Source organism: Bacillus sp. TH17, assembly GCF_016651125.1.
Taxonomy (GTDB): domain Bacteria; phylum Bacillota; class Bacilli; order Bacillales; family Bacillaceae_G; genus Bacillus_A; species Bacillus_A mycoides.
Genome location: NZ_JAEKEN010000001.1, coordinates 1,692,141 through 1,708,608, shown reverse-complemented (window position 1 = coordinate 1,708,608; position 16,468 = coordinate 1,692,141). Strand labels below are relative to the sequence as shown.

Annotated in this window: 14 protein-coding genes and 2 pseudogenes; 8 read left to right on the top strand and 8 right to left on the bottom strand. The window is 34.6% G+C overall.

Annotated elements, in window-relative coordinates:
- Positions 1 to 22 precede the first annotated feature (22 nt).
- Together JFT95_RS08710 and JFT95_RS08700 are read right to left on the bottom strand one after the other, a co-directional pair.
- Complete coding sequence (locus tag JFT95_RS08710; protein ID WP_201053609.1) at positions 23 to 1,051, bottom strand: N-acetylmuramoyl-L-alanine amidase; 1,029 nt, start codon at positions 1,049 to 1,051, stop codon at positions 23 to 25.
- Positions 1,052 to 1,517: 466 nt separating this feature from the next.
- Positions 1,518 to 1,793, bottom strand: coding sequence for a stage V sporulation protein S (locus JFT95_RS08700; RefSeq protein WP_002035358.1), 276 nt, complete (start codon positions 1,791 to 1,793; stop codon positions 1,518 to 1,520).
- A gap of 531 nt (positions 1,794 to 2,324) precedes the next feature.
- Between JFT95_RS08700 and JFT95_RS08695 the strand changes: the two genes are divergently transcribed.
- Positions 2,325 to 2,909 carry a hypothetical protein gene (locus JFT95_RS08695; protein WP_002127124.1) on the top strand — a complete coding sequence of 195 codons (585 nt, stop codon included), beginning with the start codon at positions 2,325 to 2,327 and terminating at the stop codon, positions 2,907 to 2,909.
- A gap of 186 nt (positions 2,910 to 3,095) precedes the next feature.
- Here JFT95_RS08695 and JFT95_RS08690 read toward each other — a convergent pair whose 3' ends face one another.
- From JFT95_RS08690 to exsG, 3 genes are all read right to left on the bottom strand, one after another.
- Entirely contained in the window at positions 3,096 to 4,679 is a 1,584-nt protein-coding gene (locus tag JFT95_RS08690) for a lipase family alpha/beta hydrolase (RefSeq protein ID WP_374101545.1), read from the bottom strand.
- Positions 4,680 to 4,917: 238 nt separating this feature from the next.
- On the bottom strand, positions 4,918 to 5,127 hold the full coding sequence (locus JFT95_RS08685; RefSeq protein WP_046959276.1) for a hypothetical protein: 210 nt from the start codon (positions 5,125 to 5,127) through the stop codon (positions 4,918 to 4,920).
- A 216-nt stretch (positions 5,128 to 5,343) separates the two neighbouring features.
- A complete protein-coding gene (gene exsG, locus JFT95_RS08680) occupies positions 5,344 to 5,496 on the bottom strand; it encodes an exosporium protein ExsG (RefSeq protein WP_000395678.1) in 153 nt (50 codons plus the stop codon).
- A 208-nt stretch (positions 5,497 to 5,704) separates the two neighbouring features.
- Between exsG and JFT95_RS08675 the strand changes: the two genes are divergently transcribed.
- The gene (locus JFT95_RS08675; RefSeq protein ID WP_201051989.1) at positions 5,705 to 6,640 is read left to right on the top strand and encodes an excalibur calcium-binding domain-containing protein; all 936 of its coding nucleotides are present in this window, start codon (positions 5,705 to 5,707) and stop codon (positions 6,638 to 6,640) included.
- Positions 6,641 to 6,764: 124 nt separating this feature from the next.
- Here JFT95_RS08675 and JFT95_RS08670 read toward each other — a convergent pair.
- Positions 6,765 to 7,336: pseudogene (locus JFT95_RS08670) on the bottom strand (group-specific protein).
- Positions 7,337 to 7,761: 425 nt separating this feature from the next.
- Here JFT95_RS08670 and ric point away from each other — a divergent pair.
- The 6 genes from ric to JFT95_RS08640 all read left to right on the top strand — a co-directional run bounded on the left by ric (position 7,762) and on the right by JFT95_RS08640 (position 14,069).
- Positions 7,762 to 8,469: an iron-sulfur cluster repair di-iron protein gene (ric, locus tag JFT95_RS08665; RefSeq protein WP_098168008.1), complete on the top strand. Its 708-nt coding sequence runs from the start codon at positions 7,762 to 7,764 to the stop codon at positions 8,467 to 8,469.
- Positions 8,470 to 8,677: 208 nt separating this feature from the next.
- Positions 8,678 to 11,083 carry an NADPH-nitrite reductase large subunit gene (gene nirB, locus JFT95_RS08660; protein WP_201051987.1) on the top strand — a complete coding sequence of 802 codons (2,406 nt, stop codon included), beginning with the start codon at positions 8,678 to 8,680 and terminating at the stop codon, positions 11,081 to 11,083.
- 15 nt (positions 11,084 to 11,098) lie between these two features.
- On the top strand, positions 11,099 to 11,416 hold the full coding sequence (nirD, locus tag JFT95_RS08655; RefSeq protein WP_061689857.1) for a nitrite reductase small subunit NirD: 318 nt from the start codon (positions 11,099 to 11,101) through the stop codon (positions 11,414 to 11,416).
- A gap of 58 nt (positions 11,417 to 11,474) precedes the next feature.
- Complete coding sequence (locus JFT95_RS08650; RefSeq protein ID WP_201051984.1) at positions 11,475 to 12,899, top strand: uroporphyrin-III C-methyltransferase; 1,425 nt, start codon at positions 11,475 to 11,477, stop codon at positions 12,897 to 12,899.
- Positions 12,896 to 13,606 (top strand): sirohydrochlorin chelatase, encoded by a 711-nt coding sequence (locus JFT95_RS08645; protein WP_201051982.1) that lies wholly within the window; start codon positions 12,896 to 12,898, stop codon positions 13,604 to 13,606. Before JFT95_RS08650 ends, JFT95_RS08645 begins: the two co-directional genes overlap by 4 nt.
- Positions 13,599 to 14,069 carry a precorrin-2 dehydrogenase gene (locus JFT95_RS08640; protein ID WP_016102122.1) on the top strand — a complete coding sequence of 157 codons (471 nt, stop codon included), beginning with the start codon at positions 13,599 to 13,601 and terminating at the stop codon, positions 14,067 to 14,069. The genes JFT95_RS08645 and JFT95_RS08640 overlap by 8 nt, the downstream gene beginning before the upstream one ends.
- Positions 14,070 to 14,292: 223 nt before the next feature.
- Here the strand turns inward: JFT95_RS08640 and JFT95_RS08635 are convergent, their stop codons facing one another.
- Positions 14,293 to 15,210 carry an AEC family transporter gene (locus tag JFT95_RS08635; RefSeq protein ID WP_002031605.1) on the bottom strand — a complete coding sequence of 306 codons (918 nt, stop codon included), beginning with the start codon at positions 15,208 to 15,210 and terminating at the stop codon, positions 14,293 to 14,295.
- Positions 15,211 to 15,295: 85 nt separating this feature from the next.
- Positions 15,296 to 16,038: pseudogene (locus JFT95_RS08630) on the bottom strand (amidohydrolase family protein).
- Between the last annotated feature and the right edge of the window lie 430 nt (positions 16,039 to 16,468).

Below are 16,468 nucleotides of genomic sequence, written 5' to 3'. Positions count from 1 at the left end.
AGTTAAGAGAACCTTTTTCACCTCACTTCACATACACGTAGGCTTCATTTGCAGTTACATAGTATGTTTTTCCTTTGCTGTTGTGTACTTTATATTGCGGTGAACCATTAACAGTTACTTTCGCATCAATCGTAAATCCTAATCCTGAATCTACAGAGCCAGTAACATCTTTATCCTGCCAAGAAGCAGAATCATAGAAACGTAAGTTGTCCACTTTAGAAACAACACGTTTTCCTACAATAGAAGAATCCACTGTACTTTTCTTACTAAACTTCACGTAAGATGGATTGTTTTTAATCCATTGCTCACCGCCAAGATTTAACCAACCGTCTTTTTCAGCCCATACAACATAGGATTCTGGCTTATTTAACTGGCGAATCTTAGAGTAGCTTGTATCTGGTCCTTTGCGTAAATTAACGTTTTCACCTTCAATATAAGCTACACCATCAGTTACAGCCGTTGGCACTTCTGCTGGTTTAGAAGGTTTTTCCAGAACAGAAACTTCTACACTAGAATTATTATATGCACGTTGTACATCAGCACGGAATTGCGCTTCTGATACGCCGTGGCTACGTAAGTAATCAAGTGGTTCTTCGTGGTCTGTACCGCCAAGGTACTTTGTTACATCGTAGTGAGTCCATAATCCTTTTTCTACAGATAATCCACGGTCACGTAGGATTTTAGCCAGTAACTTCACGTATTTATCATAGCTGCGTTTGAATTTATCATAATCTGCTGTTTCGCAAAGCTCCACATGTACAAACCGTTTATTTGCACTTGGTCCTCCGCCATAAGCAATGTATTTCGTATCAGCAATTTGGATTGTTTCATTCCAATCTACTGCATAATGAACGAATGCGTTTCTCCATGTACGAGACTCATATTTTTGAATATTAATAGCCGGAGCTTCAGGAGTTGCCGTTGAATGAGCTACAACACCTTCATACGCTCCTACGCCATAACGGTATGGTTGTTTTGGTAAATCAGGAATAATAAGTGTTCTATCAGCAAAAGCACTTGTTGCAAAAGAACCAGCAAGTACTAGAATCATAAGAAATGAGGTAACATTAGACAAGTATAGTCACATCACACAGAACATGCAGCAACAAACAGCTGAAAACTTCGAGAGCATAATAAAATCTAATGAAAACACCTGATAAAAAATGAACAAATTTAATGTGAGCAAAATGTGAGCATCGAGTTAAATCACCACTAACAAACCTTGATATAATAGGGGTTCTCATACTATATCGTTGAATCTTGGGAGAAGAATGAGCAGTTTTAGAATTGTTGATTTAAAAAAACATAAAAACCTCAAAAATGCCAAATCCCTTATGTCACAAAGGATTTGGCATTTTTAAGTTTCTAGAAAAACCCGCTAAATATAAAGAGGAATTAAAAGTCATAAATCCGGTACAATACTGTATCCACGCCCAAGGAACTGTCAAATGAAATAACGTGTCTAACTTTTTGGAGTCTATTGACCTTTTCAAATCCCCTTATATTAATGCTCGCTATTAAGACCTTCTCCTTCTAGGACCTACAATTAATTTGATTGCTGTTCTTTCTTGATTATCGATAGTAACCTCTTGAAATGCTGGAACAAGAACCAAGTCAATGCCACTTGGAGCTACAAAACCTCTTGCAATCGCAATTGCTTTAATCGCTTGATTTAAAGAACCAGCTCCAATCACTTGGATTTCTACTTTGCCACTTGCTCTTAGTACGCCCGCTATTGCACCTGCCACTGAATTCGGACTTGATTTTGAGGATACCTTTAATATATTTTCCATGTAAGTTGCTCCCTCTATTATTTAATCTCTCTTTTCTTACTGTTTGAAATATAACTAACGTATCTTTAACTACTATTCGAAATAAATACAAACAATTCTGTATAATTACATTCATTCGATATTTTTTGCCTTCTTCCTGCACAACTACATAAATAAAAAGCGACGACTAAGTTAAAAACTTAATCATCGCTTTATCCATTTCTCTGTTTCACTAAAATGCTGTCCTTTAAATACTTCTCTTCTTTACTTTGGCGATATACTATCTTAAAGTTTAAATACTTCAACATTTTAAAACCTTGGATAGAGTTATCTGCTAAATATTCATCCTTTTTCTTCTCCAAAATTCATTACATAGAATATTCTAACTCCATTTTTTTGAAAACTATATCTCCTCATTAGAGCACTTTATATTATGCCAGCTTTTTATCCCAAATCTATTACCTTATATATGGACAAGTATACACGCCAATTGCTTTTCGATTGCATAAACTACTATGTGTTATACATTTATTAATAATAGGAGGTAATATATTGGGTTCATACTATCATTCTTCAAGTTCATATAAAAGATCTTCATGCCACTCTTCTTCTAGTTCATATAAAAAATGTTCGTGCCATCAATCTTCCAGTTCGTATAAAAAATGTTCATGCGACCATTCACATAAATCATCTAAGCCTGCTTACGGCACTTTTTGGCAAACTGAGTTTATAACTGTTCCTTTTGGCGGTTCTTTTCCGTTTAATCACGTTGGCCCTTTGGCAGGGGGAGTTTCCTTATTAAATCCGACTACTATACAATTTAGTAAAGCTGGTGATTATAGAATTTCTTTCATTTCAAGTATTAACACTACGTTAAATCCTGTATTTCCCCATATTCCAGTCATAACTATATTTTTAAATAATAATCCACTTGCTAATAGTCAAGGTGATTTCGCTTTTCAAATGAATACTTCATCAAATAACGAATGCCTTCAACTAGTTGGCGAAACTATTGTTACGGTGCCTGCTAATTCAACTCTTCAACTTAGAAATAATAGTGGTTTTAATCATCAAAGTATTGTAACTTGTGATAATGGTATAAATTCAGTTGAATTAACAGTTACAAAACTAAGTTAATACTATTCCCTCACATTCAGATGCTATTTCAGCATCTTTTTTTATTGAATAATTTATCTTTGATTCCTATAATCAAAGATAAATTCCATTGTACGTTTCTGTTAATCTAATAAACATGAAAAAAGTACCGAACTCTTCTACTACAAAAGTTCGGTACTTTTTATATTAAAAACTTCTCATTCTTTCTTACTTCTCCACATAAACCGACTTAACAATTGTACGATTATACGGTTGTCCTTCTTTATTCGTCCCTTTTATATCCATCGTAACGTTATATACTCCTGGTTGCTTTATGTCCTTCAAAGCACCAGTAAACGTGTTGTTATTACCCTTTTGTAATTCATTGTATTCAGAGACTAGTTTCCCTTCTTTATTAACTACTCTTACTGTTATAGAAAGATCCCCTTTCATTTCAGGTGCCACAGGTGATTTTTTCAGTTTATACTCAGATTTATTCACTTTAACTTTTGTAGGCATTTGGAGAACAAATGGTGCACCACTCTTGTAATCGCTTACAATCAAAAATGCATCTTTCGACTGCTTCGCCATCATTTTAACTTTCCATTCTCCTACATCCATTTTATCAAATTTAAATGTTCTAATTGTCGCACCACCAAAGAAAGATTCACCTTCACCAGTAGTAATAACGCTATCCTTATTTGTATACATTTTTCCATTTGGAGACATCATTTGTACTTCTACATCAGAAGACGCTGTTAAGATAGAAACTATTCCTTCAGCTTTTTTATCAACCGTAACAGTTTGCTCTATCCACTGATTTTGTGGCAAATCTCCTCCTAATATGTTTTGATTTGAAGTTGTATTTAATTGTTCTATATTTTCATTTGAACTAGTGCTGGATGCTACTAAAGCTGGTACGGCTACATTTGCTGTACGTAAATATGGTTCAATTCGAGAGAAAACAGCAGATCCTTTTCGTATATTATCATGATCAAATCTGGAATCTGTAAATAAATGCGTTCCATACGGTAACTTAGCACTCCACTCATTTACTAGTCCATCATTTGAACCGTATGATGACAAATAGAACCCGCCCATAGATAGCGCAGAAAATACTGGTCCCCAGCTAGTCCCAGTAGCCGTATAGTAACGGTTTAATTTAGCTGCTGGATTATTATCAATCGTTGAACGAAATTTTGCCATTTCGCCCATTTGTAATGAGTACGTACCATCATCTTTTTGACCTAATATAGAAGCCAGCCATCCTGCCCACCAACTATATGATAAATCCGCTAAGTTTGATCCATGGTGTGGCGTCGCAAGCGTTACAACATTTCCGACAAATCGATTTGCGCCATATCCTACTAATGCAGCCTGTGTATCGATACCGCCTTTACTATGTGCTACAATATTAACTTTTTTACCGAAGTGATTATATATTTCTTCTAATTTTTGTGCTAACAATTTTCCGTTGTCCCACTGACTAGCTGACCCTTTCCCAGCAGCATCATATAATTGGATAAATACTGTTTGATATCCTGCTTTTAAAGCATAGTCATACATATCATTGATATCGTGATACACTGTATTTCCATACCAACTATCAGCATTCCCGTTCCTTCCTTGTACAAAAAGAATTGGAGGCTTATTCTCATCGTAATTAGCAGGTTTTTGACCTAAAAACCATTCTCCAGGTGTAAATACTTCTTTATCTGGAAATCCCGTTTTAATTTCTTTTACTTCCTCCGCCTCTACCTTCGTACTAACAGCCATCGGAGTCATAATAAAAAATGCGAGAAGTAATAACATACACCTTTTCAAAATCCTCATTAACATTCCCCCTTTTTTGAAAGGAAGCACTATTTTTACTCTAGTTATTTTTGCAGGTGAAATAAATAGTAACTGTCCTTTCTTATGAAACGTTATTCTCTCAACATGTATTCATTCCTTTTCCTACTAAGCTCATTAAAAATTTCTCAACATATTTCTAGCTAAAAAGCTGCGTATAAAAGGTCTATTTCATAACCTTTTATACGCAGCTTCTTTCTTATAAATCAATGATATACTCATCATCATATTTATCGTATTGGAGCCCTGATCCTATTTTGGATTCCGTAACTTGATCTCTTAAAAACGGTGCAGCTTCCATTTTGCTAGTTGCAATTTCAATTCCATATTTTTTCGTTAAATGGGCTAATTCTATTAAAAACCACTCTCTTCGCAATGTAACTGGAATATCAAATGTTCTTCTTTTCATATATAATAGCACCTCTTTAATTTCATAACTTAATGAACATCATTACATGCACGTGTGAAAACTACCTTTCATCACTAACATCCAATGAAACATTATAGTATATGCATGTCCATTTTAAACGTGCTATTACAAAACAACATTTCAGTTTACATAATCATATTATGTAAGAGTAGAAGAGAAAGGAATATCCCTTCTCTTCTACTCTAGAAATTTAAATTAAGAACATCTTGGTACACCTAAAGCTAAGAATAAACCTGCTACTCCCGCAGTAATCGGTACTTTTAACGTAATAACATCGTCTACTTTCGTTACTAAAAAGAAAGCATTACCTTCTTGTAATATACAAGTTACCAATAATTGAAATTCCATTTAAACCCCCTCCTTTCAATCGATATATTATACTTTATGAATTCTCTTTAAAAATGTAATAAGGAATATATCTATTTTTCCTTATATATAAAATAAATGTTTATAAGTCTATTAAAAATACTAATTTTCTAAATTTATATAAATCGTGTAATATCCAATAAGTTCCTATATAATCAATAGTGAAAATCTTACAAATGGAGGTATAAAAATGGCGATTTTGAGTAATATTGGTGCAGCTTTATTTTTTATTGCTTTTATTCTTTTAATACTATGTATCATTTCATTCTTTAAGAAAAATGGAAAAGCAAAACAATATGGTCGTCCTACTGTTATTCTTTTTATGATTTCAATTCTCTTAATAGGAATGGGCACTACAAAATCTGAACACCCATTCATCGATTTTTTTGCTACTTTAAGTTTAATTTTATTTATTTTTTTCCTTGTTCTAGCAATCTTATCCGTAATTAAAAAGACAGGTGTAGCAAAAAAACAATTTATTATCACTGCTATTTTATTTGTCATTTTTGTTGCATTATCAAGTATTTCAGCTCCTTCTTCTGAAAAGACGACAGCAACAAATAAACAAGTCGCTTCTAATAATGCAGAGAAAAAAGATGATAAAAAGAAAGAAGCGGACGAGAAAACTCAAAAGCAAGAAGATGAGAAGCGTCTAGCCGATGAACAAGCTCGTAAGCAAGAGGATGAAAAACACCAAGCCGAAGAGCAAGCTCGTAAGCAAGAGGATGAAAAACGTCTAGCTGATGAACAAGCTCGCAAACAACAAGAAGAGCAAAAACGTCTAGCTGATGAACAAGCTCGTAAACAACAAGAAGAGCAAAAACGCCAAGCTGATGAACAAGCTCGTAAACAACAAGAAGAGCAAAAACGCCAAGCTGATGAACAAGCTCGTAAGCAACAAGAAGAGCAAAAACGCCAAGCTGATGAACAAGCTCGTAAACAACAAGAGGAACAGAAAAAGGCACAGCAACCTCAAACACAACCTGCTTCCGGAAATACTAGTAATGCATATTACAAAAACTGTGATGCAGTTAGAGCTGCTGGGAAAGCTCCGTTATATAAAGATCAACCAGGGTATAGCCGTAAACTAGACAAAGATGGCGATGGAGTCGCATGTGAAAAATAGCAATGAAAAAGAAGCTTCTAGTAAGCTTCTTTTTACTATTACGTATAGAATCTTATTACTCTTCCATTCTTGTAAGCCCTATATCAATTCAAATTGGCATCTTATTTTTTTATACTTGTAACAATTAATCATTAACTGGGTCAATACTCCAATTAATGATTTCAATATGTTTCACCTCCACTTTCCCTTTGACAAGAACATGTGAAATTAGGTGAAACATCCCAAATCTTCTACCCTTTTCGTATTCATCTCTGTAATATTCTTTTGTGCAGGTATTTAATTGCTTTAATTCTCTATATTCATTAAAGTTGATGAGTTCTATTTCACATTCTTTTAATTCTCTATTTGGTCCATCCCAAAATTATGCTTTGAGTACTTGTATATTGCCATACACTGACCATTCAGTGCGCTAATAGGAATTTTATAAAACAGTTTATTTGTATTAATGTTTATTCCTATTTCCAACAATACTTTATAAATCTCATAAGGGTGCAGTGGTAAAAAATGCACAACATCATTCCATAAACATTCTAGTTTTGGTATTTTACGTGTTAATAAGTTCTCCCTTTGAGTATGATCTTTATATTTTTGTATATACTCACCATATAAAATTGGATATACCCTTTTCAATTCATTTAATGGGATTAAATATTCTCCTTTTAGTTCTTCTGGTACCATATGATAAACATATTCCATAAAAACCTCCTATAAAGTGAAACTTTAATCCGTGGGGGTTTTGTTCATCCTCCACGGATTATTAGTTGAACCAATCGGACGTTTACGGACAGTTGATCTCTCACCTAACTCCTTTGCTCCAACTGAATTTTGAGGTGGGAGTTTTACTGTCCGTTAACGCGGGATAAAAGATATACTTCCTACCCAAAAGCATCTTAGATTGATAGAAAATAAATTTGTAACTTATCTATACCTTAATAATGCCCTATGGATAATTTCCTGCTCAAAAAATTCTTCGTCATCAATTCTATTATTTCCTCTATTAAATATCACTCCTATTATTCTCAAATCAGACACATAATAAGTGATTTCAATCACCACATTGTTTTTCATTTATCGCTATTCTTAATTTAGATATTACATTTAAACTTTATGGAGGCATTCATATGAAACATACATTTACTGAAACTTCAATTGTAGGTGAGATTGTTACACAATTTCCGAAAGCTAGTGATCTTTTTAAATCGTATAGAATAGATTTTTGTTGTGGTGGTAATAAGCCACTTATTGATGCAATTCATGAAAGAAATTTATCAGCTTCTGAAGTAATTACAGAGTTAAATACGCTTTATCATAATACGAAACGATTAAATGAATCTGAAATTGATTGGAAAAATGCTTCTTATCGCGAATTGATTGATTATGTAATTAATAAGCATCATCGTTATTTAAATGAAGAGTTACCGCAGTTAAGTCCATATGTGACGAAAGTATTACGCGTTCATGGAGCAAATCAGCCTCATTTAGCTCAAATTCATAAGCTGTTTCATGAACTTAAAATGGAATTAGAACAGCATTTAATTAAAGAAGAAACAGAAGATTTTCCATTAATTTTAGAATTTGAACACAATCCAACTGATGAAAACTATGCTAAGTTACGTAAAGTAGTAGATGAACTAGAAAATGAGCACAATCATGCCGGAAATATTATAAAAGAACTTCGTAAAGTGACAAATGACTTTACTCCTCCAGAAGGAGCTTGCGGCACTTATCGACTTGTTTATCAACGTCTTGAAGCGCTAGAGTCTGATTTATTTGAGCATATTCATTTAGAAAATAATATTTTATTTCCACGTGCCATTACGAGAGCATAAATCAAGTGCAGGACATGAGTGTAAATACTTATGTCCTGCTTTTTCATTTTGCGAAAAATATCCACGCCCCCCTCACACAAATCCGAATTTTAACAATTTGTGAATCATTATATAAGTGTGATAAATATCACATCTCCCGCTTTTTTGATTTTCTATAATAGAAATATAATCCTTTGTTCAATATTTCACATAAAAAGGGGAAACGAAAATGAAAAAACGTTTAGTTATGATCGGAAATGGTATGGCTGGCATACGTTGTATGGAAGAAATATTAAAACATGATAGTAATTTATATGAGATTACTATTTTCGGAGATGAACCACATCCGAACTACAACCGTATTATGCTCTCTCATGTATTACAAGGAAAAACAAATATGCAAGATATCATTATGAATCAATACAGTTGGTATGAAGAAAATGAAATAACTTTGTATACAAATGAAAGAGTTCAAAGTATTAACCGAAAAGAAAAAATTATTATTACAGAAAAGAATCGTACTATTACATACGACAAACTCATTATCGCAACAGGTTCTAGTGCTTTTATTTTACCAGTTGAAGGTTCCACCCTTCCTGGTGTAACAGGATTTCGAACAATTGAAGATACACAATTTATGATGGATACCGCTAAAGAAAAGAAAAAGGCCGTTGTCATTGGTGGTGGATTACTGGGTTTAGAAGCCGCAAGAGGTCTTATTGACTTAGGAATGGACGTACATGTTGTTCATTTAATGCCTAGCTTAATGGAGCAACAACTAGATACGAAAGCAGCTTCCCTATTGCGTGAAGATTTAGAAGCGCAAGGCATGAAGTTTCTAATGGAAAAGAAAACTGTAAAGATTCTTGGTACAGACCATGTTGAGGGCATTCAATTTGAAGATGGTGAAGTTGTAGATTGTAATTTAATCGTAATGGCTGTCGGAATACGCCCAAATACTCAAATAGCAAAAGATGCTAGTTTACTTGTAAATCGCGGCATTGTAGTCAATGACTATATGCTAACGAATGATGAATCCATTTATGCAGTTGGAGAATGTGCAGAACATGACGGTATCGCATATGGACTTGTTGCTCCTCTTTATGAACAAGGCGCAATATTAGCAAAACATATAACGAATTTACAAACTAATGGATATACGGGCAGCATCGTCGGTACACAGTTAAAAGTTGCAGGTTGTGATTTATTCTCTGCTGGTCAAATTTATGAAGATGATCAAACGAAAGCAATTTCAATCTTTGATGAATGTAAACGTTCCTATAAAAAAGTATTAATTCGTGACAATAAAGTCGTCGGTATCGTTTTATATGGTGATGCAACTGATGGTACACGCCTCTTTAGCATGTTAAAGAAAGAAGAAGATATACAAGAATATACAGCCGCTTCCCTTCTTCACAAAGCTGGTGAAGAAAGTGAACTTGACGTTGCTACAATGAGTGCGGATGACACAATTTGTGGATGTAATGGCGTTACGAAAGGTACAATCGTTCATGCCATTTTAGAACAAGAGTTAACTACTTTTGAAGAAGTTAAAGGATGCACGAAAGCCGCAGGGTCTTGTGGTAAATGTCGTCCGCTTGTGGAACAAGTTCTAGCTCATACACTCGGAGATGCTTTTGATGCTTCTGCGCAGTCTGCTGGTATGTGCGGATGTACAACTTTATCACGTGACGAAGTCGTAGCCGCCATTCACGAGAAAGGTTTAAAATTGCCAAAAGAAGTACGAAATGTACTCGGTTTTGCACATGAAGACGGCTGTTCGAAATGTCGTCCTGCTTTAAATTACTATTTACGTATGGCGATTCCGGAAGAATATGTAGATGATAAATCATCCCGTTACGTTAATGAAAGAATGAATGGTAACATCCAGCACGATGGTACATTCTCTGTTATTCCACGTATGTACGGAGGCGTTACAACCGCAGATGATTTAATGAAAATTGCTGAAGTCGCAAAAAAATATGACGTTCCTCTTGTGAAAATTACAGGTGCGAGCCGAATCGGCTTATATGGTGTTAAGAAACAAGATTTACCTAACGTATGGGCTGACTTAAATATGACTTCTGGATATGCGTACTCAAAATCGCTTCGTAATGTAAAATCATGTGTTGGTTCTCGCTTCTGTCGTTTCGGTACGAAAGATTCTTTAGGACTTGGTATGCTCCTTGAACAGTCATTAGAAATGGTAGATACACCTCATAAAATGAAAATGGGTGTAACAGGTTGTCCACGTAACTGTGCGGAAGTACTTACGAAAGATTTCGGCGTTGTGTGTGTTGAAAATGGATTCCAACTGTATATCGGTGGAAATGGTGGTACGGAAGTACGCGAGGCTGATTTTGTAATGATCGTCCCTACTGAAGACGATGTCCTTCGCATCGCTACAGCTTACATGCAATATTATCGTGAAACTGGTATTTACGGGGAGCGTACTGCCTATTGGACAGAACGATTAGGCTTCGATCATATAAAAGAAATACTACAAGATACAAGTATGGTCACGATGTTAAATGATCGTTTCCAAACAGCTCGTAGCACATATACGGAAGCTTGGGGACAAGCACTAGAAACGAAGTCTTTAAAAGCGATGTATGAAGTAGAAACTGTGAAATAAGGAGCTGTGATCTATATGATACAAACGAAAGAAAAAATAAAAGTTATGCGTGCAGAAGATCTTCCTATTCAAATCGGTAAAGAGGTACAAATGAAAGGTATGTCTATCGCCCTATTCCGCCTTTCAAATGGCGATATTCGAGCTGTAGAAAATCGTTGTCCTCATAAAAACGGACCATTAGCCGAAGGAATTGTATCTGGTGAATTCGTTTTTTGTCCACTACATGATTGGAAAATTTCATTACTAACAGGTGAAGTTCAAAAACCTGATGACGGCTGTATCCAAACGTACGAAGTAGAAGTTATTGATGGTGACATTTATATAAACATGTAATTTACGAAAGGAAGCCTCCTCTGGCTTCCTTTTAAATAAAAAATGATGAGGTGCGATTATGAACGGATATGTATATTTAGTTGGTGCAGGACCAGGGGATGAAGGGCTTATTACAAAAAAAGCGATAGATTGCTTAAAGCGTGCAGATATTGTCTTATATGACCGCTTATTGAACCCTAACTTTCTTAGCTATACAAAGCCAACTTGTGAACTTATTTATTGCGGTAAAATGCCAAAGAATCATACTATGCGTCAAGAAATGATTAACGCCCACCTCCTTCAATTTGCACAAGAAGGAAAAATCGTTGTCCGCTTAAAGGGCGGAGATCCATCTGTTTTTGGCCGTGTTGGTGAAGAAGCAGAAACTTTAGCAGCAGCGGACATTCCATATGAAATTGTACCAGGTATTACATCTAGCATCGCCGCTAGTAGCTATGCAGGTATCCCCCTCACCCACCGTGACTATAGTAATAGCGTTACTTTACTAACTGGGCATGCAAAAGGTCCTTTAACCGATCATGGAAAATATAATTCATCCCACAATAGCGATACAATTGCCTACTACATGGGTATAAAAAACTTACCTACAATTTGTGAAAATTTACTACAAGCAGGAAAACAAGAAAATACACCCGTAGCAGTCATTGAGTGGGGTACAACTGGAAAGCAACGCGTTGTCACAGGAACACTTTCAACCATTGTTCCTATCGTCAAAAACGAAAATTTTTCTAACCCTTCTATGACAATTGTTGGTGATGTCGTTTCCTTACGGGATCAAATCGCTTGGAAAGAACGTAAACCATTGCATGGTAAAAAAGTTTTATTTGCATCCGCAACAAATAAAACCAGTTTCATGAAGCAAAAGTTACAAGAATGCGGTGCAGAAACATATCAAATTCCAACTTTCAAAAGGGAAGAATACACGTTAACATCTGAACAAATCAATGAAATTTTTAACGTTGATCGCCTTGTATTTTGTTCAGATGAAAGTGTAGAAATTTTGATGCGATCATGTAGTAAACACCAGAAAGATATTCGCTCCTTACAGGCGAAACTGCAGTATATGAACGTTGCCACTCAAGAAAAACTTATGCAATATGGGCTACTAAGTAAACAAGCAGAGTTCTCTTCCGATACAACTGTTTATTTAGGCAGAAATATTAATCGAATTGGTTTTATTCAAGAAAAAATTGGTGCTGGGTCTTATATGATGACTCATGAGTATACAATTGATCATCGCTTCAATGAAATTCATTCTCGTATGCTTTCTGAATTCTCATGGGATAGCATTGTATTTGAAGGACGTGCTTCAATTGATACATTTTTATCAGAAATAAAACGACTTGGCTTTATCGATATTCTTACTCTTCCCTTCTCGTATACCGACATTCCAACGTTACACTATGCGAATAAAGTTGGTTTTCATAATGTAGATGAACAATTACAAGACATGATTATGAAGAAAGATTTGGTGGTACGATGAAAGGAATTGTATACGTTGGACACGGTAGTCGCCTGCGAGAAGGTAATGAACAATTCATTCACTTTATTCAATCTGTTATGAAAGAACGTAACGAAAGGAGTCAAAAAATAGCTTTTCTAGAACTAACGACACCTACCATTTCGGATACAGTTACAGAAGCAATACTAGAGGGTGCAACTGAAATAATGATTGTACCTGTTTTATTATTTGCAGCAGCTCACTATAAACGTGATATTCCTTTTGAAATAGAGCAACTACAAAAGAAATATCCTCAAATAACATTTTCAGTTGTACCACCTTTTAGTACGCATCCACATATGGTTGAACTTGTAGTGAAAAGAATACGTGAAACTATGCCAAAGCAAGATAGTAGCGTTTTACTCGTAGGACGAGGCAGTAGTGATCCACAGCCGATACATGAGTTACAACAAATCGGAGCAGCGGTCGAACGAAAACTCGGTATGCCAGTATCGTCCTCCTTTTTAACGAAAGGAACGCCCTCTTTTACTGCTGAGCTCAAGGCTATAACATCGACTGCGTCCCATGTATATGTCATGCCGTACCTTCTCTTTACCGGATTGTTGCTTCAAAAAATTAAGTTGCATACAAAAAAATATGATCACGTTACGACTTGTAATTGTCTTCAATTTGATACATATATGAAGTTAGCATTATTAGAACGAATGGAGGAATGTGTGTATGTATAATATGTATCCTCTTATGTTTAATTTAGATAAAAAAATTGTTGTTATAGTTGGTGGTGGTAAAATCGCATATCGGAAAGCGTCTGGATTAAAAAATACAGGCGCTTTTGTCACCGTTATCAGCCCAGAGATTTGCGAGGAAATGAAGGAACTTCCTTATATTACTTGGAAGCAAAAAACTTTTAGTAATGATGATATTAAAGATGCTCATCTTATTTATGCATCTACAAATCAACATGATGTCAATATGATGGTCAAACAGGCCTCCCATGATTTCCAATGGGTTAACGTTGTAAGTGATGGCACAGAATCATCCTTTCACACACCTGGTGTCATCCGAAATGATGAATATATTGTAACTATTTCAACTTCCGGTAAGGATCCATCGTTTACAAAGCGTTTGAAGCAGGAACTAGCATCTATATTTCCTAAACTTATAAAAAAGCTTTCTCGTACTCACAAATAATAATCTATTTCTTAGCTAAAATAGTAATTACCTTTGGACAAACGTTTTTTAGAAGCGTTTGTTCTTTTTGTTTTGGTTCCTTTTTTGAATTAAGCCGCTTGATTATCAGACATGGTACAATTGTAAACGACACCCAATATATCAAAGACTGTTTTCTTCTCATATCGATGGGATTTCCGTCCATCATTTACCGCCTCAATTCTATCCGTTTTTGCACGTATATTCAAAACAAAATATATGACAAATAAATAACGACAGTTACTGTAATAATGCTGAAAAGTGTTGAAAATAAAACGATTTGTGCATGTAGTTCAGGCTCTATTTGATACTCCATAGCAATAGTTGCTGTATTTCTTGAAGTAGGAAAAGAACTTGCAATAAATAATGATTGTGCAACAATACCATCAATGTTTAGTAGGTATATCATGGCAAGTGCTAATAATGGTCCCATCAATAATCTTCCAATTAAAGCCCATGTTATGACTCGATGGAAAAAATTAAGCTTAATGTTGGATAATTGCGCTCCTAGCAATATGAGTGCTATTGCAACAAAACTATTCGCAAGCTGATTAAGAGGTAGAAAGATAGAATTAGGTATTTGAATTGTAAAAGATTGAAAGAGAACCCCTAATATGAGTGCATGAAATACAGGCAGTCTTAGAAATGATTGAATAATACTTCCGATTGTTTTTGTTGCTGATAGTAAGTTATATATCCCGTATGAATAAGTTAAAAGATTCTGGAAAATCACAATGAAAATCTGAATGGAAACCCCCACTGGATTGTGACTGAAAATCAATTGACTTACTGGTAATCCATAATTACCGGAATTCATTAACGAAATGCTATTTTTTAGAGCTGCACTTTCTCCTTTTTCTAACTTTAATGTTTTTGAAATGAAATGACTTACTATCATCACACTCAGACTGTAAAGTATTAAATAGTATATTATCTGGAGCAACAAACCTGTTTCTATACTAATATCATATATATTCACAAATACAGCCGCTGGCATCAAGCAATAAGTAATAAGTGTAGATAGCTGCTTTAAGTTAAATTGGAACTTTCTTTGTAAGATTGCACCAATTAGAATCAATATTAATATTGGTAATATCACGTCTAATATAATAAAAACAAACATTTAATACCCCATTCTAAATACATTATAGTTGGATTAAACTCTTTACTAAATATGGATACAGTTAATTCAAATGTAGCCCCTGACGCTACCCAAAATACCATTTGAAAGCATTCGTATACAGGATTTTATCGGTAGCTTGTTCATCAAATAGCTGTTGAATCAATTTGATATCTCCATACTCAAAAGGTCTTTTTGCTCTTGTAGATGGTAAATCTGTTCCAAACATAAGTGCATCTGGGTTAACTTCATAAATCGACTTTAAGGCATTCTCAACATCTAATTCGACACGACCAAAACCAGTAGCTTTCACATGTACCCTTTTATCAACTAGTTTTAATAAATGTGGTAAACCTTCTTCTGATAACCCTAAATGGTCAATTGATATAGCTGGTAATTTTTCTATAGTGGATGCAATTTCGGGCAACTCTTTTGCATCCATATAAAGCTCACTATGCCATCCTACTAAATCATGAACTCTTCTAGCAAAGTAATCCAGCTTCGATAAATCTTCTGAACCACCTCTTTTAATATTAAAGCGTAATGCTTTTACCCCATTTTCATTTAAATTTAGTATTTCTTCATCCGTCACTGTAAAAGGTAATTGTGTTACGCCACAAAATGTTGAACCCAACTGTTTTAGTGCCTTTAATAAATATTCTTGATCAAACCCTTGGAAAGAACCAGATACGATCGCTCCACCAATTACATTCAAATTAGGAGTTTCATTCTGATAATCTTCTACAACAAAGTTGGTGGAAAATACCCTTGGTTCTCAATAATCGGAAAATTAAAATCAATAATATGAAAATGTACATCAAAAATTCTCATTTCATTTCCCTCCCCTCTCTTTTCTTTAACATATCAAATATGACTCATAAAGAAAATTATGGATTTTTTATACAAATTCATAATTTTATCTTATCGACCTAAACTTTATTCTTTATTTTAAGTGTACTTTTTCACAATATCCATTAGCCTTACGAAAAAATCTGGTCCTAAAAAATATGAAGTTTTTTCTTGTTATAAATACCGTCATATGTTTTTGGAATTTCAGAATATTTAAATCCACCAATATTTTTTTGTACAGATTAATAGATATCCTTTAGAAAGGAGCGACTATTTATCGATTCGTTAGCGATCAATAGTCATCGTTTAATTCAAAAGTTATTATTTTCGTTCTCGATATATTCCGAATGTTTTATGAGGATTTTTCGTTTGTTCATTTCAGTCTTATAACAATCGTACTGTTGCTTTTACT